Origin of the sequence: Autumnicola tepida (assembly GCF_031846485.1) — a bacterium.
GTDB lineage: Bacteria > Bacteroidota > Bacteroidia > Flavobacteriales > Flavobacteriaceae > Autumnicola > Autumnicola tepida.
Window position 1 is genome coordinate 126,638 of the sequence record NZ_JAVRHQ010000009.1, and the last position, 18,441, is coordinate 145,078.

15 protein-coding genes are annotated in these 18,441 nt (G+C 36.2%); 4 read left to right on the top strand and 11 right to left on the bottom strand.

All coding sequences use genetic code 11. The annotated features are described in order from the left end of the window. Position 1 precedes the first annotated feature (1 nt). The 3 genes from RM553_RS09425 to RM553_RS09435 are packed head-to-tail and all read right to left on the bottom strand — an operon-like array spanning position 2 to position 3,248. Positions 2-1,033, bottom strand: a complete 1,032-nt coding sequence (locus RM553_RS09425) for a glycosyltransferase family 2 protein (protein WP_311534667.1) — start codon at positions 1,031-1,033, stop codon at positions 2-4. Next, positions 1,033-2,244: a glycosyltransferase gene (locus RM553_RS09430; RefSeq protein WP_311534668.1), complete on the bottom strand. Its 1,212-nt coding sequence runs from the start codon at positions 2,242-2,244 to the stop codon at positions 1,033-1,035. The genes RM553_RS09425 and RM553_RS09430 overlap by 1 nt, the downstream gene beginning before the upstream one ends. Next, on the bottom strand, positions 2,241-3,248 hold the full coding sequence (locus tag RM553_RS09435) for a glycosyltransferase family 2 protein (protein WP_311534669.1): 1,008 nt from the start codon (positions 3,246-3,248) through the stop codon (positions 2,241-2,243). The genes RM553_RS09430 and RM553_RS09435 overlap by 4 nt, the downstream gene beginning before the upstream one ends. A gap of 61 nt (positions 3,249-3,309) precedes the next feature. Between RM553_RS09435 and RM553_RS09440 the strand changes: the two genes are divergently transcribed. Beyond that, positions 3,310-4,251, top strand: coding sequence for a beta-1,6-N-acetylglucosaminyltransferase (locus RM553_RS09440; protein ID WP_311534670.1), 942 nt, complete (start codon positions 3,310-3,312; stop codon positions 4,249-4,251). Here the strand turns inward: RM553_RS09440 and RM553_RS09445 are convergent, their stop codons facing one another. From RM553_RS09445 to RM553_RS09470, 6 genes are all read right to left on the bottom strand, one after another. Continuing rightward, complete coding sequence (locus tag RM553_RS09445) at positions 4,252-5,184, bottom strand: glycosyltransferase family 2 protein (protein WP_311534671.1); 933 nt, start codon at positions 5,182-5,184, stop codon at positions 4,252-4,254. Positions 5,185-5,193: 9 nt separating this feature from the next. Continuing rightward, positions 5,194-5,949: a sulfotransferase domain-containing protein gene (locus RM553_RS09450; RefSeq protein WP_311534672.1), complete on the bottom strand. Its 756-nt coding sequence runs from the start codon at positions 5,947-5,949 to the stop codon at positions 5,194-5,196. 8 nt (positions 5,950-5,957) lie between these two features. Beyond that, positions 5,958-6,860 carry a glycosyltransferase family 2 protein gene (locus RM553_RS09455; protein WP_311534673.1) on the bottom strand — a complete coding sequence of 301 codons (903 nt, stop codon included), beginning with the start codon at positions 6,858-6,860 and terminating at the stop codon, positions 5,958-5,960. Positions 6,861-6,870: 10 nt separating this feature from the next. After that, entirely contained in the window at positions 6,871-7,869 is a 999-nt protein-coding gene (locus tag RM553_RS09460) for a glycosyltransferase (protein ID WP_311534674.1), read from the bottom strand. A gap of 2 nt (positions 7,870-7,871) precedes the next feature. Next, positions 7,872-9,116, bottom strand: a complete 1,245-nt coding sequence (locus RM553_RS09465; RefSeq protein ID WP_311534675.1) for an ABC transporter ATP-binding protein — start codon at positions 9,114-9,116, stop codon at positions 7,872-7,874. A gap of 64 nt (positions 9,117-9,180) precedes the next feature. Further along, entirely contained in the window at positions 9,181-10,047 is an 867-nt protein-coding gene (locus tag RM553_RS09470) for an ABC transporter permease (protein ID WP_311534676.1), read from the bottom strand. Positions 10,048-10,404: 357 nt separating this feature from the next. Between RM553_RS09470 and RM553_RS09475 the strand changes: the two genes are divergently transcribed. Further along, positions 10,405-11,838 carry an MBOAT family O-acyltransferase gene (locus RM553_RS09475; protein ID WP_432271455.1) on the top strand — a complete coding sequence of 478 codons (1,434 nt, stop codon included), beginning with the start codon at positions 10,405-10,407 and terminating at the stop codon, positions 11,836-11,838. Beyond that, positions 11,838-12,767, top strand: coding sequence for a hypothetical protein (locus tag RM553_RS09480; RefSeq protein WP_311534678.1), 930 nt, complete (start codon positions 11,838-11,840; stop codon positions 12,765-12,767). The genes RM553_RS09475 and RM553_RS09480 overlap by 1 nt, the downstream gene beginning before the upstream one ends. A gap of 250 nt (positions 12,768-13,017) precedes the next feature. Here the strand turns inward: RM553_RS09480 and RM553_RS09485 are convergent, their stop codons facing one another. Both RM553_RS09485 and RM553_RS09490 read right to left on the bottom strand, forming a co-directional pair. Beyond that, positions 13,018-15,486 (bottom strand): polysaccharide biosynthesis tyrosine autokinase, encoded by a 2,469-nt coding sequence (locus RM553_RS09485; protein ID WP_311534679.1) that lies wholly within the window; start codon positions 15,484-15,486, stop codon positions 13,018-13,020. Position 15,487: 1 nt separating this feature from the next. Further along, positions 15,488-16,273 (bottom strand): polysaccharide biosynthesis/export family protein, encoded by a 786-nt coding sequence (locus RM553_RS09490; RefSeq protein WP_311534680.1) that lies wholly within the window; start codon positions 16,271-16,273, stop codon positions 15,488-15,490. 244 nt (positions 16,274-16,517) lie between these two features. On the opposite strand from RM553_RS09490, the gene RM553_RS09495 reads away from it, so the two are divergent. Continuing rightward, positions 16,518-18,395, top strand: coding sequence for an ABC-F family ATP-binding cassette domain-containing protein (locus RM553_RS09495; RefSeq protein ID WP_311534681.1), 1,878 nt, complete (start codon positions 16,518-16,520; stop codon positions 18,393-18,395). Positions 18,396-18,441 lie beyond the last annotated feature (46 nt).

The window sequence follows — 18,441 nt, forward strand, 5'->3', positions numbered from 1 at the left end:
ATTAGATCAAACACTTTTTTACAATTTTGAGGCTATTTTTCCTATCATATTTCAACAACAATTCAGGGCATTTTTTTAAAATCTCCCACAGGATGATAGGACGTTGATTTATATCATATTCCTGAATGGCAGCTCTTATTCTTATATCCAGGTTTTCTTTAAAGTTTTCAGTCCTTAAATAATCTGCTTTAGTTAAGATTTTACCAAGTATTATTTTAACCTCCTTATAATGCTTAAAATAAGAAAGCACATCTACTTCCTTATATAGGTGAAGTCGCATTAAAAGATCGGAAATACCTTTTTGTTCTGCCATTGCCAGGTTACGTAAAAATTTCTGATAACTTTTCTGAAGGTTATCAGCAAATAGTTTATTTTCTTCTGACCCGGCTTCCCGCAGCTGAGAAGATAAACTCTTGCCATGACTTCTATAATTATATAATATATCTTCTAAATGAACGAACCTACTGTGAAGAGTCGCGCTTAACCAAAAATCATAATCTTCCACACCCTTCAAATCTTGATCGTAACCGCCATTCCTTATAAATACCTCCTTTTTGTAAAGAAAGGAAGCTCCAACAGAATTACCAAAAAGTAACGAAGATGCATTTTCTAAATCGATTTTTTTCCTGAACTTTCCACTCTCCTCGATTATGTTGAAATTACTATAAACAATATCAGCTTCTGTTTGCTGAATAGTTTTTAAAAGCATTTCGATTGCATGCTCTTCAAAGAAATTATCATCTGAAGTCCACGTTATAAAATTCCCCAGGGCTATTTCATGTCCAATGTTAAGGCTCGACGGGAGTTTTTTGTTTTTCTTATTTGAAATAATAGATATCCTGGCGTCATTTGATTTGAAATTCTCTGCAATTTTCAAAGATTGATCTGTAGAACAATCGTTTACAATAATTAACTCGAAATTTTTATGAGTTTGAGCCAAACAACTCTGAATAGATTGCGCAAGAAATCTTTCCCCGTTGAAGACCGGAAGAATTATAGAAACCAGATCTTTTCTAAATTCAGTCTGAGACACTATTTATAAATTGCTTTCCATTTTTTTTTTACTTCATTTTGAGAATAAACTTCCTGCACAAATTTTCTTGCTTCGCCGCCCATTTTTTTTCTCAAGTTCTTATTGCATAAAAGTTGCAGTTTTTCACTGAGACAGTTTAAATCATTTTCAGCACAAAGAAAGCCTGTAATGCCATTTTTCATAGTATATTTTACCCCACCAGAATCAAATGCCAACACTGGTAATCCACAGGCCTGAGCTTCAAGAGTTGCAAGTCCCTGGGTCTCTCTTCTTCCTTCAGCTACTGGTATACCGGTGAAAAGGTATATATCGCTTTGATTTAAGAGATCTCTCACCTCTCCCTGGCTTTTCCTGCCAACTAAATTTATAGTTTTTTCAAGTGTGAGCTCTGCTATTTTTCTTTTCAGCTTTTCATATTCACTTCCCTCTCCTACTATAGTAAAAGTAATACTCAAACCTTTTTTTCTAATCCGATTTATAAATTCGATAGCAACATAATGCCCTTTTACAGGATCCAACCTACCCACGGTTATTATTTTTATTTCTTTGCCATTTACCAAATTTTTATCTGGGTGAAAATATTCTATATCGACAGGCACTGGAATGGTTGTTAAGTTTTCCTTACTACATCCTAAACCTTTAATTTTTTCAGCCAAATAGGGAGTATTGGCTACCACCAAATTATCTCCTGTAAAGAGATGCTGGTAATAACCGTTATTTTCAATGAATCCGTTAATCGGAAAAAAAGCATCATGACCATGAAAAGATACAATTAGTTTACTTTTTAAAAGTCCTGCTTTCTTTAAAATATCAACAGGATGAACATTTGTCCCGTATTGAACATGAATAATATCTGTTTTTCTAAACTGATTGTAAAAAGCAATTTCGTAAAGCCAGGTTAAACTGAATTTAGATTTTAATTTGAAAAAAGATATTATTTTAGACCAATTGGATATACTGAAAGAAATTTTAACAGCTTTTATTAATCGGAAAAATTTGTTATTAGGAATGTGGTAGTTCTCATGAATTATTTTTTCAGCGATATGATATCTTTTTAATTTATCTACATGCATACTTTTTTCAAAATCCAGAACGTCCTTTACAAGTATTTTCACCTCATATCCCAATTTTATAGCCATAATTATATGGTTTAAAACGAAAGTTTCAGATAAGTGAGGGAATTGTTGAATTTTAAAAAGGATTGATTTCATCTTTTTCTCATGCTGCTTTTGATTTTTTTTCTGAGAACATCTATTGTATCTGCCCATTTGAGTATTCCTAAAGCCCTGAACCTCCAATATTTATCAATTCCTATCTTACTTTCTATGAAATATATTTGATGAATCAGTTTTTTCCTTATTTGACACAATATTCCGTGAAGCTCTAATGACGGGTAAATTTGCTCGATACGGTTCTGTTCATCAATATGTTCCAGCCATCTAAGAAATTGTGCAAATTCCTTCACACTTATATACTCATCAAATAGAAAATGTTTCTTGATGAGATTATCTGGAAATCGTTTTTGATCATAAGCTAATTTTTTGAACATTTTTAATCTGATTTGAATATCCAACAATTTTTGAGAATGAATGTTTTCTATAGAATTTTGATTTTCATGAATTCTATAAAATAAAAGCGATTCCTGAAGATTGTATAATCGAGTTTTCCAGATAACTCTTGACCAGAACTCATAATCCTCTCCAAATCTAAGTTTTTCATTGAATTTCTCCTTCTCAAAAATCTCTGCTCTCATTGAAACAGCACCAATACTTAAAGGACAGTTTATGAGCATTTGACAGAGTAATTCCTTATGATCCTTCCTATGTTTTATTATTACACCAGAATTCATTAGTTTCAACCAACTACCGCAAACCCATATTTCTTCATTAGTTTCAAGTATCTCTATTTGTTTTACTAATCTCTGTGGATGGGATATATCATCGCTATCCATAAATGCGATATACTTTCCCTTAGAGTTTTCTATACCTCTATTCCTCGCAGTAGATAAGCCTTGATTAAATGGTAGTTGAAAAAGTTTAATTCTAGAATCATCATACTTTTCAATAAATTCAATTGAATCGTCTGTGGAACCGTCATCAATAATGATCAATTCAAAATTTTCATAGGTCTGTTTTAGAATACTTTCTATTGCATCTGCAACATATCTTTCTCTGTTATATACAGGAAGTATTATTGAGATTAAAGGTAGATTCATATAAATTTGAAGCGAGATAATTATCTTTCGTAAATATATAAGAAACATTTAGTGCTCCCTAATGGAAATAAACTATCTCATCCTAGCTCATAAGAATCCGCTTCAAGTGAAAAGATTAATCACCAACCTTGAAGATGAAAATACAAGGTTCTATATACATGTAGATTTGCAGACAAATATTGAGGAATTTAAAAAAAGTTTTGCAAATCCTCACATTCATTTTCTGAAACGAAGATTTACAGGGATTTGGGGAGACATTGGAATTGTAGAAGCCACACTGCATGGTATGAAGAAGATTTCCAGGACTAATAAAAAAGGATATTGCATATTATTAAGCGGGCAGGATTATCCTCTCGTATCGAAGAAAAAAATAAAAAAATTCCTTCAGGAGAAGTTTCCGACAGAATATATAACGACCTATCCTATGCCACATTCAGGCTGGGAACGTGGTGGAATGGACAGACTTACATATTATAAGATTAACAAGTCAAACAAACGTAAGCATTTTCTTCAGTTGTCTTCAATCTTTGACAAGGAGTTTTATACTCCCGATACATTGGGCAAAATAAATTATTTAAGAAAATCCGGGAGATTTAGAGAATTAAGCCAGATTCTAAAAAAGCGAAAGTTCCCTTCTTATATTAAACCTTTTGGCGGCAGCCAGTGGTGGGGCCTTACCATTGGAACTATAAAAAAAATTTTGGATTATGTTGAGCAACATCCGGATTATTTAAAGTATCATAAATACACTTTACTCCCGGATGAAATTTTTTTCCAGAGTATTCTTATGGAGCTGCAACATAAGAAATCCATGAAAAATTTAATTGACAGATCGCTCACCTATGTTAATTGGGATAGACCTTCGGGACCTTTACCGGTAACATTTGAAATACATGATTTTCCGGAACTTAAAATAGCTTCTAAAGATTATTTATTTGCAAGAAAATTTGATATGATGGCCAATGAAAAGATTCTAGATAAAATAGACAGTGAACTAATTTAGCTATCTTCCTTTGGCTTTATTCAGAAAAAAATATCCTTTTTTGCTTAATGTGGCACTTATAATTGCCATTTTAAAGTATCGCCTGGAATTAACTCCTAATTGATTTTTTACCATCTTCTCAACTTCCTCTAAATATCTTGATGTTATCTGCATTTTAGACAACTCAAAACAAAGATTCATCATTCCAAAAACCAATTCATTTCGCGTGAAGGCATCAATATCTTCCCAAATATCATTATAGGTAAGTACTCTATTCTCTAAAAGTTCAGAATTAAAGGTTCTAGAATCTTTTGTAAGAGACTTTTGAATAGATTCTGAATGAATTCTCCTGTGAGTTAAAATCTGGTCCAGATATTCTCCGTTTTCTGTTATCAAAAGCATTTTACAAAAATAATTATAATCCTGCCAGCTTTTCATTTTTTCATTCCATTCAATTTTTTCGGCTACTTCTCTTTTTAGCATTACATCGTAGGTATACCAATGAATTTTAAGTAAAATAAAATCAGAGGCTTTTATTCCGTATTCTTTCTTCTCATAATGATATGGATCCAATAGTTTTCCGTTTTCAAAATTTTGAGTACGTGAAACAATGAAATTCAATTTTTGTTCCTGGATTGCATAAAGTTTACTTTCGATATGATCTGGAGTCATAAGATCATCACTATCAAACCATATTATATATTTTCCCGATGATTTTCCAAAACCAAAATTACGACAGCCATTTGCACCTTTAGCCTTGCCTTTGGGTCTGATGAAGTATTTAAAACGGACATCTTGTTGCTGATATTTTTCTAAAACTTCCAAAGTCCTATCAGTAGAGCAATCGTCTACTATTACACACTCCCAATTTTCATAGGTTTGTCGTATAAGGGAATCCAGCGTCTTCGAAATAAATTTTGCTCTATTATAAACAGGAATTATAATTGAAACCATTTCTTAATTTTAATCCTTCAGAAAACAGGCGAATTCTGTTTCCTTTATTTTTGACCGAAATTCTTCATAGTTTTCTATAAGCTCAGAAATATTTTCAGGATTTTGCTTTCTTAAATTAGATTTCACCTTTCTCTGTGGAACATCTAAAAATTCAAATAGCTTATCCATTTCTCCCTGTACATTTGAAATAAGTGCCTCATAAGATAATTCATAATAAGGGTGCTCCTTATAAAGCTTTCCTAATTCTTTTTTGTAGTCATTTATTTTATGGAGATTTCCTATAAATTTTTCGACATCCACTTTAACCTTCCTTTCTTTTAAAGGAATGTTGTGCATTGTTGGAGTAAGACCCCAGATATTGGTTTTATATGCAACTAACAATGAAAGTTGAGATCTAAGGGTATTATCTCGAACAAGATGTATTATGCGTATATTATCGTTTTTATTGATTAATTCCCAAACTTCCCTATCTTCAGAGCCCAGCGGATGATCATAGAAGATTTTAAATCCGACTGCTCTAACGTGAGGCATTTTTTTACTGAAAGTACTATCCCAGATTTGCCTGCAATTTTTATCACTAATCTTATTAAAAAGTTCTCCGTAAGCATATACGTTCCTGTGAGATGATAACAGGCTGATTAAAAAATTAGAACCCGTTCGGGGAGAGGCGACAACCACAAATTTCACGTAATTGTCATTTCCTAAAAACTGTTCATACTGCCTTACTAATAGCTTCTTAATTGACTTTAAATTGTTTTTTTTCAAATTTTATATTACTTATACTTATGAATAAAAATTCGTCTTGTAAATTTAATCATCTCAATATATTCATGTTCTTTATATAAAAATTTTAAGAAGGTAAAAAAAAATCCCCAACCTGCTCTTCCCGTATTATAAACTATTTGCTCGTAAAACAGGAGCAAAGGTTTCCTTTGAGGCTTTTTAAACTTTTGAAGATATTTTTCAATAATTAAAGTAAAATAATTGTATTTGGTTGTTTGTTTCAGTTTATCTTCATAACCACCTCTGGAAATATTATAGTCAGATATCCTGAAAAAAGCAACAGCTGTATTTATGGAATATATTGGCCCAAAATCTGTAAAGTCCAACCATGCAAAGTTATCTGCTCCCCAGGCAAGGGGAAAATCTCTAAAACCATGCTTGTTATATGCATCGCGCCTAAAAATTTGTTCTGTAAGGGATCCTCTTGAAAATTTCAGGAATTTTCTATAGAAAAAATCTGTTGAATTTTCTATTTTAGGATGAGTATATAATTTGGAAATTTTTCCTCCAGGGCTTCTTACTATTCTAGAAGCGAAATGTACAACCTTAATATTAAGATTATTAATTTCTCTTAAATGAAATTGGAATTTTTCTATGTAATTATCACTTAGATAATCGTCATCCCCAAGAATCATCAACCATTTTTCATCTTGAGTTAAATTTATACATCTATCCCATTGTTTAGTTAAACTTATTCCTCCAAGATTCTCATTAAACCTATGGTAAGAAATATTTAATCTCTCATTAAATTTCTCAATAATCTCCACCGGATCTTCGGGAGAAGCATCATCTCCTATATAAACCTTAAAGTTTTTAATTGTCTGTTTAGCCAAGGAATCCAGACATTCCTCAAAATATTCTCGTTTAAAATAAGGAATTATAATTGCCAGCATTACAAGATTTTTAGAAAAATTTCAAAATTCTTTTTTTTAAGAATAGAATTTTACTGAGGTTATAATTTCCTATATAAAACTTAGATAAGGTGATCCACAATTTTCTTTTTAATGTTTTTTGATTTTTTTGAAGAAATTCAAAATACTCCAAATATTTATCAGTATTTTTTACAATGTCTAATTCTTTCTCAGCAAATTCTCTGAAATAGACTGAATGATTCTTTCGAAATTTTTTAATTTCTAATTCTAAGTCTTCCGATGAAAAATTATACTTGAAGTATCTGCCCGAACAATTATTAATTAAACTTAAGCCCAATATATTTTTAACATAGCCATCCCCGAACCAATCTGAATATCTTCTTTTATCAAATATCACTACTGGCCTTCCACAAGCCATAGCCTCATAAGCAGATCTTCCCAAACCTATCACAATATCAGCTTCATTGATCTTATTTTCGATTTCCCACAAGGGTGAGTCATATTTATATGCTTTTAAAAACTTCCATTGATTTAACTTGCAGATCTCTTCAATAAATGAATTAGCTTCAACCGAATGGCAAAGACTTAATACATTTCTTAAATTTTTGCTAACTGGATTTTTTGGTTTAAATCGGTTTAAATTTAAACCATTCAAAATAATCTTACTTGAATAACCTTTATCTGCTAAGTGAGATTGAACTTCTTGAGAAATAGAAACATAAGCATCAGCTTTATCTGAAGGTTGTTCAAGACTGGGGAAAATCCCATGACAAGTCTGAATAATAAAACCCATTCCGTATAATTTTTCAACACAGGAATTATGGTTAGCTAAAATTAAATCATATTTCTCCTTTGATAAAAACTTTACTCCAAGCTGATTTTCAATTCTTTCAGAAACACTTCCTTTTTTAAAAGTAAAATATTCTACATCAAAATTTTTACGCCGATTGATTTCCTCAATTAAAGTGAAGGTATAAGTTTCTGAGCCGCCATATTGATATAAATGATTAGTAGCTACTAAAATTTTCATTTTTACTGTTCTATTAGCCACTTTGTTTTTAAATAGAAGTTTCCATAAAGTGCGGATAAACCTTCAGTAGAATTAAAAACATTGTTGTTCTCAATTTTTAATTGAGAAATGTTTTGAATAAAACTTAGCCTACCCCTGTTTTTATCAGCTAAAGCTATATCTATATTATAAATACCTGGTGAAAGCTGCAACTCTTCAATATACAATGTTATCCGATTATTACCCTTTAAAAAAGTCGGTGGGTTCATAAATGTAGTTATTCCAGTTACGGGCTCTTTATTTTTTTTAATGTATAATCCTATTCCAATATTTTTACCAATAGAAATATGACGAAAATCAATTCGTATTTCACATTTTTTCCCTGCTAAAAAAGAGGTTGTAGCTTCTCCTTTTTCATTGAACACTGTGAAATTCTTAATATATTTATCGGTTTGAATTTCTTTAACAGATGACTTTTCTTCTTGTTTTAAATAATATTCAACTGTTTCTTCAATATTTCCCTCATTTTGTATGCTTCCGTTTTCCAAAAGAATACCCCTTTTACACAAGGTTTTCACACTCGCCATATTATGGCTCACAAATAGCACCGTTCTACCTTCCCCGGTAGAAAGGTCCTGCATTTTTCCTATGGCTTTTTTTTGAAACTCAGCATCACCAACCGCAAGCACCTCATCTACCACTAAAATTTCAGGTTCCAGGTGGGCGGCAACCGCAAAGCCCAATCTTACCGTCATTCCGCTGCTATAGCGTTTAACAGGCGTGTCTATGTATTTTTCACAACCGGAAAACGCAATAATCTCATCCAACTTTCTTTTAATTTCAGCTTTATTCATTCCCAATACGGCGCCATTCATAAAAATGTTCTCTCTGCCGGTCAATTCTCCGTGAAAACCTGTTCCCACCTCAAGCAAAGATGCAATACGTCCTTTGGTTTTAATGCTTCCTGTACTAGGAGCAGTAACACGGGAAAGAATTTTAAGTAATGTGGATTTGCCAGCACCGTTCTTACCTATAATCCCTAAAACTTCCCCTTGCTTTACCTCAAAATTAATATCTCTTAAAGCCCATACATAATCTTCTGTAGCCTTCGTGGAACGGTTATTTAATGCACCTATTTTTAAATAAGGATCTTCCTTTCCTCTCACCCGGTGCCACCAGCGGTTAAGGTCATGGCTTAAGGTTCCTGTTCCCACTGTTCCCAGCCGGTATTGTTTGGAGATATTTTCAGCTTTTAATATTATACTCATTCTTCTTTTTCTCAGCTCAACATTAGCTCTTTACTATTCACTTCTCACTCTTCACTATTAGCTCTTACACCGTATCAATAAAATTCTTTTCTGTCCTGTTAAATATAATAAGTCCTAAAAGGAAGAGGAAAATAGAAATTCCCAAAGTATAAAAGAACCCGGTCCACGTAAAAACCCCGGTATCCAGGATCATGTACCTAAACCCTTCAATTATTTGCGTTAGCGGATTATAGCGAACTATCCAGGCAAAATCGGGCATTTTATTGCTTACTTCACTCAGCGGGTACGGCACTGCCGAAATATACATGAGCAGACTGGTGGCAAATCCTACCAGCACCGTCAAATCCCGGTACTTAGTGGTTAGCGCCGAAATAATCATGCCCGCACCCAAACCCAGCAAAGCCATCATCAACACGTAAACGGGAAAAAGCAGCAGGTTGATGTTCGGGTGTATTTCATATCCCCTCAATAAAAAATAGAAATAGAAAATAACCAATATCACTAACTGGATTCCAAATTTAAACAAGTTGGAAATAACCGTTTTTAAAGGCATGATCACCCGCGGAAAATATACTTTTCCAAAAATTCCCGCGTTGGCGGTAAAAGTACTGGAGGTGCCCGTAAGGCACTGGTTAAAATAATTCCATGCCGTAATGCCGGTGAGGTTGAATAAAAATGCGGGAACATTTCCTGTGGGAATACTAGCGATATTATTAAACACCAATGTGAAAATAACCGAGGTAAATAATGGCTGGATAAAATACCAAAGTGGACCAAGGATAGTTTGCTTGTAAACCGTCACAATATCCCGCTTTACAAAGAGAATAAGCAAATCCCGGTAACGCCAAACCTCCTTAAAATTAAGGTCTATCAGCTTACGCTTTGGGGTGATTTCGTAGAGCCAGTCTTCTTTAGTATTCGCTTCGCTCATATTTATTAGTGGAAAAAATACATTATAATATTGTGTTTCCCATTCCTATCAGGTTTTATTTTTTCCTTCACTATTCCCTATGCTCAAACCTATTGGTATAGGAGTACTTAAGAGACAAAGGGATTTTTACTTACCCTTTAAAATCATGTCACTTAAGGCGGTTCCAGGCTGAACCTTCTCTGCAAAAATGATTATAATATTTTAAAAATGCCAAACGCCAGTTTCTTTTTTCATATTAAAAACTCCAAAAATTCATAAAACCATAGAAATGACAAACCGGAATATATAACAGCACAATTTTTCTTACATTTATACCACCCCTACTCCTTTTTTCCTACTTTTTAGTAAATTTAGAAGATGCTTTTTAACTCTCTACCATTCCTGGTTTTTTTGCCAGTGGTTTTTCTCCTCTATTGGTTTTGCTTAAAAAAACATCTCAACTTACAAAATTTGCTGCTGCTTACCGCCAGCTATGTTTTCTATGGCTGGTGGGATTATAGATTTCTTTCCCTTATAGCCATTAGTACCCTGGCAGACTACTTTATAGGGCTTGCCATGGTTAAAAAGCGTTTTATTAAGCGTAGAAAAATCCTGCTGCTCACCAGTACCTTTATTAATCTGGGTATGTTAGGCATATTCAAATACTACAACTTTTTTATCGAAAGCTGGATGCAGGCCGGAGATTCCCTGGGCTTCAATATGCATTTTGAAACGCTGCAAATTATACTTCCCGTTGGGATCTCTTTCTATAGCTTTCAAACTTTAAGTTATACTATAGACATTTACAGAAAAAAAATAAAACCCACTTCTAATCTTATTGAATTTGCTGCTTTTGTATCTTTTTTCCCCCAACTCGTGGCTGGCCCCATAGAAAGGGCATCCAATCTTTTACCGCAGTTTGGCAGAGAGCGAAAATTTGATTTTGAATTTGCCAAAAGTGGTGTAAACCTTATCATCTGGGGGCTATTTCAAAAAATGGTTATCGCTGATAATTGTGCCACTTTTGTAAACAATATTTTTGAAAATTACCAAAGCCATAACAGCCTCACTTTAGCCCTGGGTTCCATTTATTTTGCCTTCCAGATCTATGGTGATTTTGCCGGTTATTCCAATATCGCCATAGGAACTGCACGGTTGTTTGGTTTTAGCCTGATGCGAAACTTTAATTACCCCTATTTTTCAAGAGACCTTGCCGAATTCTGGCGCCGGTGGCATATTTCCCTTTCCACATGGTTTCGGGACTATTTGTACATCCCGTTAGGAGGCTCCCGCGGTACAAGGTCCCAAAAAATAAGAAACGTTTACATCATATTTCTTGTTAGCGGGTTGTGGCATGGGGCCAACTGGACCTTTTTGGTATGGGGCGCCATACATGCCACTTTTTTTATTCCGCTAATGATTGCGAAAACCAATAGAAAAAATATAGATCATGTAGCAGAAAAAAGCTTTTTTCCGGGACTTACCGAATCCCTGCAAATGCTATCCACTTTTTTTATTGTTTGCTGTGCCTGGGTATTCTTCAGGTGTCCATCCATAAGCGACAGCATTGGCTATTTTCATAGCTTTTTTCAAAATTTCAGCCTTAGTCCAGAATATTTATCCATAGGAAGATACAGTACAGAATTACTGCTGTTACTCTCTGTTTTTGTTTTGATAGAATGGACCAGCCGTACGCAGGAGCAACCCATAACCGGCAATCAAAAATTCTTAAAAACTTCGCTGGCACTCCTCATGATTACCATGTTCGGGGTATTTTCAGATCATAGTAACTTTATTTATTTTCAATTTTAATGAAGCGATTCGCCCTTTACATCATTTCCGTTTTATGCGTCATTTTGGGAATATTTTTCTTCCTGGATGTAGTCTATACTTCCATCTATACCTATGGGATACCACGAAATAAAATTTCCCATTTGCTAAATATTGAAAAAAAAGATATCGATTATGTTTTTATAGGTTCTTCCAGGGTAGAAAACACTATAGATACAGAAATTATTGAAGACATAACAGGTAAAAAAGCCCTTAACCTGGGTATCCAGGAAGTAAGGCTGAATGATTCTTTTATGTTACTTCAACTACTTTATGAGCAGAATATTAAGCCGGAAATTGTGTTTATACAGGTAGATTATATTTACAATAAAGATAAAAGTTCAGGCTTTCTCAAAAGTTCCCTGATGCCTTATATTAAAGATGACAGGATAGGATCCATGCTAAAATCAAGAGAACCTAATTATTACGCCCTAAGATATATTCCATTCTACAGGTATCTTAAGTACGATTACAAATCGGGCTTTCGGGAGGTCTTTAATATTCTCACTGGGAATGAGCCTTACATTAACCTTGAAAGCGGCTATTATCCCTTATATGGAAACAGTGGCAATAACTTCAGAAGGCATTTGCCCGATACCATTGCAAAAAAGAATAAATATCTGAGGGCCATTAATAAGTTTGCAAAAGAAAAGAACATTAAAATCGCCTATTTTATGTCTCCGTTTTGTTCTGAAACAAAAAATCTTGAATACACTAAAAAGCTCAGGAAAAAAATTCCTTCTTTAATTGATTACAGCACTCTCTTTTTTGAGCAAGACGCCGGTTATTTTTATGATTGCGACCATCTTAACAACAAGGGAGCAGAAAAATTTTCGGAGGTTTTTGCTGAAAAAATAAATACATTAAGCGCTACAAAGGGGGGAAACCTGGAAGAGCGTATGGTAAAATAGCAGGCTTTTCTTATTGCTGTTTGTTTCTCTGCTATGCTTGGTGAAATCAAAATGATGCCGCTTTTTGTGGCTGAACAGGAAACATTTCAGAAGATTGGAAACTCCATTGAAACCTTATAAATTATTTCAACCAAGTCAATGTTTTTCCTCCAAACATCCGTTTCTTTAAAATGTAAAACTCCAAAGTCCAGACTTCAAATTTTAAACTCACTTCACTTCCACTTTTCACTCCCCTTTTCACCAAAGCAACTTACTCGAAATTCCTCATAAATTTTTTCCAGGATTTTTTTAGCTGTGAAATTTTAGAAGGTGCCTCTCCGTAATATCCTTTGGCATAACGATTATAGCCGTAACCATACCCGTAACCATAGCCATACCCGTAACCATAGCCATATTTAGCCCTGTGCACAAAATGGTTAAGTACAAAACTGATGTTTTTAAGCTCGCCCTTATGATATTTCTCATTTATAGTGTCCAGCATTCCGCGTTTGGTGTAATCCTGGCGGATAAGGTACAGCGTGGCATCTGCATACTTTACCAGGTTAAGGGCATCGGCCACCATTCCTATTGGAGGGGAATCCAGGATAATGTAATCATACTTCTGCCGTAATTCCTCCATTAATTCATCCATCTGCTCATTCAGCAGCAATTCTGAAGGGTTTGGGGGCACTGGGCCAGCGGTAATCACGTCCAGGTTGGGAATTTCGCTTTTCTGAACAATCTCTTCGGAAGAAGCCTGGTCTATAAGGTAATTTACAATTCCAATGTCATTGTTCAGCTTAAAATCATCAAAAATCTTGGGCTTTCTTAAATCTACCCCCACCAGGACTGTTTTTTTATCGCTCATGGCAAAAACCGTTGCCAGGTTCATGGCGCAGAAGGTTTTCCCTTCCCCCGAAACCGATGAGGTAATAAGTAAAGTTTTGGAACCGGTAACTCCCTGTTTTTTATACATAAACTGAAGGCTGGAGCGCAGCCCCCTGAAACTCTCTGCTACCGAAGATTTTGGGCTGCTAAATACCGCCAGGTTAGAATCCAGTTTGCTTTTCCCTATCAATCCTAAAATCGGCACCGGGGACAATCGGGTGACTTCCTGCGCGTTCAGGATATTGGTATTGAGGAACACCAGCAGAAAAACGAAGGTGAGCGGAATTACCCCGCCAACCATTACGGCCATTACGTAATTCAGTTCAGTGTTAGGGCCAATTTTCCCGCCCCCCGTATCCTTGGCCTTATCAATTATCATTACATCGCTCACATTCGCCGCTTTTATAAGCCCGGCTTCGCTTCGTTTTTCAAGGAAAAGATTATAGGTTTTTTCGCTGATACTATACTTTCGCTGAATTTTCAGCAAGTCCTGTTCTTCCTGGGGCATTTTCTTTATTTCCGCTTCAAAACCGGCAATCTGTCGATTTACATCGGCAAGTTCATTTTGCAGTAAACCACGGGAAGAACTAATGTTTTCAAGCAAAATAGATTTAACCGAATTGATCTGCCGGTCCAGGTCTGAAAACACAGGAGAACTTTCCTTCAGGGAATACTGGTAATTGCTGCGCTGCTCGGCAAGTTCAATAATTTTACCTACCCCGCTCACAATACTTCCTTCACTTATCCCCGCCACAGAAGGTGCCGGTACGCTGGAATAATCACTCCGCGTCTCAAGGTAGGTTTTCAGGGTTTCATAATAAGCCAGCTGCCGCCGGATATCTTCTTTTCTAACATCCAGCGTGGAAAGCTTATTGGTGATCTCACTGCTTTCCGCAGAAATATCCAGGATGGCATTTTCATTTCTAAAGTCATTCAGCTCATTTTCCACCACCTGAAGTTCCCTGGATTTTACCGCGAGGCTGCTGTCTATAAACCTGATGGTTTTGGTAGCAAACAAATTTTTCCTGGCCAGCATATTCTGGCTTAATACCGCAACAGAACCATTAAGGTAATCTACCAGCCTGTCTTTATTATTACCAGTCTGGCTTAGCCGCAAGACCGAGGATCCGTTATTATCGGTACTTACATTAACGGAACGATATTTCCCTACAGCGGAGTCAAAATTCAGAAAATTAACATAAAACGGTTTCCCCGCCTGTACCGGCTGATTGGTTCTGGCTACCACTCCATTTAGAAATGGAAAATTTATAGGTTCACCCACTTTAAAGGTCTGGCTGAACTCACTGTAAGCAATTGGCGCAGACTTCTTTTCTTTGCTTCTGAAGTTTTGCAGCTGCAGGGTTTCAGGCAAATTCGCCTTAATATTGAACCTTGCTGAATCCAAAAATGTAAAAGTAAATGTTGCATTTATCGCCTGGAATGCGGAAGTATCAGCAATAAATTCGAAAGGAGCCTTGCCATAGGCATCCACCCGTTGATATTCGCCATCTTCCATGTACTGCACATAAAACTGAAGCCGCTCCACCACTTCTTCATTATGGGAACGGGAACGCAGAATGGTTACCGCAGTATTTACTTTATCTGAAGTCCCTCCCCAATTAAAGGTAAGGCTGGTATTGGACGTGAAAAACGGGTTCTGGTCATCTTTAATGGTAATGCTGTTTTCCATTTGATACACCGGCAACTTCCTTACATTGTTGTAATAAGCCACTCCAAGGCTTATCGCTACAGAAAGCAGAATAAGCTTCCAGTAACTTATAACTTTGAGTACAAAACCTTTAAAATCAAAAGTAGAACCTACGTCTGATATGTGATCATCTTCATGCGCCATACTATCTGGTAAAAATCAAAACTACTGAGGTTATTAACGTAAAAACGGTGGCAATGGTTCTAAAGGATTCCAATCCTGTTGTACCAAAGCCTAATGCTTTTTGAGGAAGCGGGTTAACAATTATCACATCATTGGGCTGGATGTAATAATAAGGGCTGGAGGTGGCTTCAATACTGGTAACATCTATAGTATGGATCTCTTCCCCCTGCGGGTACTGCCGGACGATCTTTACATGCTGCCGGTCCCCCACATCGGTAATTCCCCCGGCATTGGCAATGGCTTCAATAATAGTTACCTGCTCTTTGTAGATTACCTGGCTCCCGGAACCTATTTCCCCAAGGGTGGTATATCGTATCCCCGCCAGCTTAACGGTTACAAATAGATTTGCCTCCTGCTTAAAATATTGCTGCAGCAGTTCACTTTCTATTTTCTCCCTTACTTCCTCCACCGTGTAACCCAGCACATTAAGCTGCCCTAAAGTGGGCACCCTGATGTTCCCATGGTCATCTACGGTAAACCCGTCAAAATAAACATTTTCTTCTGTAGTGGCATTAGGATTGGTTTCTCCAATTGGGTTAAACATCCCCACCAGTTCCTGGTCCAGGGCTTTAACCCTGATGCTCAACAGGTCACCAATCTGGATGCGGTAAGGTTTCTTAAGCCGCTGCATCTGTATTATGCTATCAACTGTTTCTGTCTCCTGGAGATAACTTAGCTTTTTTGTGGAAATACACGACGAAAAAGATAAAATCATCGCCAAAAGGAGAATTATGCTTGTAAACTTCATATTAGCATTCACAAAGGTTTAACAAATATAGTTGTTGTATCCTAATATCAAAATATTTGTGGTTATTGTTTGGGTTTGTTGTTGAATGCCGGATGTTGGAAGCCGGAAGCTGGAGGATAAAAATTAAAGGCTTAGAGCTTAAAGCCTATAGCCTAAAGCTTTTCAAACCTTCACTTAAAGAAAAATCATATTCATGCTTACATATTCCCTCCAATCAATTTATTTTGCAGACAAATAATTTCATGTGAATTACCTATCAATAGAAAATATCGCTAAAGCTTATGGCGAAAGGATTCTTTTTCAAGATATTTCCTTCGGAATAAATGAAGGACAGAAGGTTGGTTTTGTGGCCAAAAACGGGACCGGAAAAACCTCCCTTCTCAACATCCTGGCCGGGTTTGATGTGCCAGACGAAGGCCAGGTAGTCTATAGAAAAGAAATTACCACGGCTTTTTTACCGCAGGAACCAGATCTTGATCCGCATCTTACGGTGGAGCAAACCATTTTTGCTGCGGAAAATGAAACCCTTAGGATCATCAATCGGTATGAAAAAGCCCTGCAAAATCCTGAAGATGCCGAAGCTTATCAAAAAGCTTTTGAAGAAATGGACGCGGCACAGGCCTGGGATTTCGAGACCCAGTACAAACAAATCCTCTCCAAATTAAAACTGGAAGACCTTTCCAAAGAAGTCAAACATCTAAGCGGCGGACAAAAAAAGCGCCTGGCCCTGGCCAATATGCTCCTACAAAAGCCCGATTTCATCATTATGGATGAGCCCACCAACCACCTTGACCTTGACATGATCGAGTGGCTGGAAGCTTACTTTAAAAAGGAAAATTTCACCATTTTTATGGTTACCCACGATCGTTATTTCCTGGAGCGTGTGTGTAATGAAATAGTGGAACTGGAAGACGGGCAGCTTTATACCTATAAAGGCAATTATTCCTATTACCTGGATAAAAAAGAAGACAGGGTTGAGCTGGAGCAAACTAATACAGATAAGGCCAAACAGCTATTTAAAAAAGAACTGGATTGGATGCGCCGGCAGCCCAAGGCCCGTACCACAAAATCTAAATCCCGTATTGATGATTTCCAGGAAATAAAGGAAAAAGCGAGTAAACGCAGAAACGACCATACCGTACAGCTCGAAATTAATATGGAACGCATGGGCAGTAAGGTGGTCGAGATCCATAATCTGTCGAAGGAATTCGGTGGAAAACAACTTTTTCAGAATTTTGATTACAACTTTCTGCGCGGGGAACGCATAGGAATTATCGGGAAAAACGGAACTGGAAAATCCACTTTTTTGAATATACTCACCGGCAACCTGGAACCAGATTCAGGAAAAGTGGTAATCGGGGAAACAATTAAATTTGGATACTACACCCAGCGTGGAATAAAAATTAAGCCCGGGCAAAAAGTTATTGATGTTATTCGCGAATTTGGCGATTATATCCCGCTGAAGAAAGGCCGGCAGATTTCTGCCCAGCAGCTCCTGGAAAGGTTCCTTTTTGATCGCAAGAAGCAGTACGATTTTGTTGAAAAACTTAGTGGCGGCGAGAAAAAGCGGCTTTACCTCTGCACAGTTTTAATCCAGAACCCCAACTTTCTTATTCTTGATGAACCCACGAACGATCTTGATATCGTCACCCTAAATGTACTTGAAAGTTTCCTGCTGGATTTCCCCGGGTGCATAATTGTGGTTTCCCACGACCGTTATTTTATGGATAAAATTGTGGACCACCTCTTTGTTTTTAAAGGAAATGCTGAAATTGAAGATTTCCCGGGCAATTATACCGATTACAGAAGTTACGAAGAAAGCACGCCTGAAGAACCTGCCGAAGCCCCTTCTAATGAAGATAATGGCAAAAACACCAAAAACGACTGGAAAAAGAATAGTACTGGCTCCAAATTAACCTATAACGAGCAAAAAGAATACGGAAAACTTGAAAAAGAGATCGCTAAGCTTGAAAAGAAAAAAGTTGAAATCCAGCAAAAATTCCTGATGGACCTTAGTGGTGAAGAAATAGACTCAACTTCCCTGGAATTAAAAGAAGTGGAAGAACAGATAGAACAAAAAACAGAAAGATGGTTTGAGTTGATGGAGAAGGGTGAGTTGTGAGTTGTGAGTTGTGAGTTGTGAGTTGTGAGTTGTGAGTTGTGAGTTG

What these genes read in the sequence shown, in the direction of transcription:
- RM553_RS09430 (WP_311534668.1), bottom strand. Translation starts at nt 2,244, where the DNA reads ATGAAATCAATCCTTTTTAAAATTCAACAATTCCCTCACTTATCTGAA.
- RM553_RS09435 (WP_311534669.1), bottom strand. Translation starts at nt 3,248, where the DNA reads ATGAATCTACCTTTAATCTCAATAATACTTCCTGTATATAACAGAGAA.
- RM553_RS09440 (WP_311534670.1), top strand. Translation starts at nt 3,310, where the DNA reads ATGGAAATAAACTATCTCATCCTAGCTCATAAGAATCCGCTTCAAGTG.
- RM553_RS09445 (WP_311534671.1), bottom strand. Translation starts at nt 5,184, where the DNA reads ATGGTTTCAATTATAATTCCTGTTTATAATAGAGCAAAATTTATTTCG.
- RM553_RS09455 (WP_311534673.1), bottom strand. Translation starts at nt 6,860, where the DNA reads ATGCTGGCAATTATAATTCCTTATTTTAAACGAGAATATTTTGAGGAA.
- RM553_RS09460 (WP_311534674.1), bottom strand. Translation starts at nt 7,869, where the DNA reads ATGAAAATTTTAGTAGCTACTAATCATTTATATCAATATGGCGGCTCA.
- RM553_RS09465 (WP_311534675.1), bottom strand. Translation starts at nt 9,116, where the DNA reads ATGAGTATAATATTAAAAGCTGAAAATATCTCCAAACAATACCGGCTG.
- RM553_RS09470 (WP_311534676.1), bottom strand. Translation starts at nt 10,047, where the DNA reads ATGAGCGAAGCGAATACTAAAGAAGACTGGCTCTACGAAATCACCCCA.
- RM553_RS09475 (WP_432271455.1), top strand. Translation starts at nt 10,405, where the DNA reads ATGCTTTTTAACTCTCTACCATTCCTGGTTTTTTTGCCAGTGGTTTTT.
- RM553_RS09480 (WP_311534678.1), top strand. Translation starts at nt 11,838, where the DNA reads ATGAAGCGATTCGCCCTTTACATCATTTCCGTTTTATGCGTCATTTTG.
- RM553_RS09485 (WP_311534679.1), bottom strand. Translation starts at nt 15,486, where the DNA reads ATGGCGCATGAAGATGATCACATATCAGACGTAGGTTCTACTTTTGAT.
- RM553_RS09490 (WP_311534680.1), bottom strand. Translation starts at nt 16,273, where the DNA reads ATGAAGTTTACAAGCATAATTCTCCTTTTGGCGATGATTTTATCTTTT.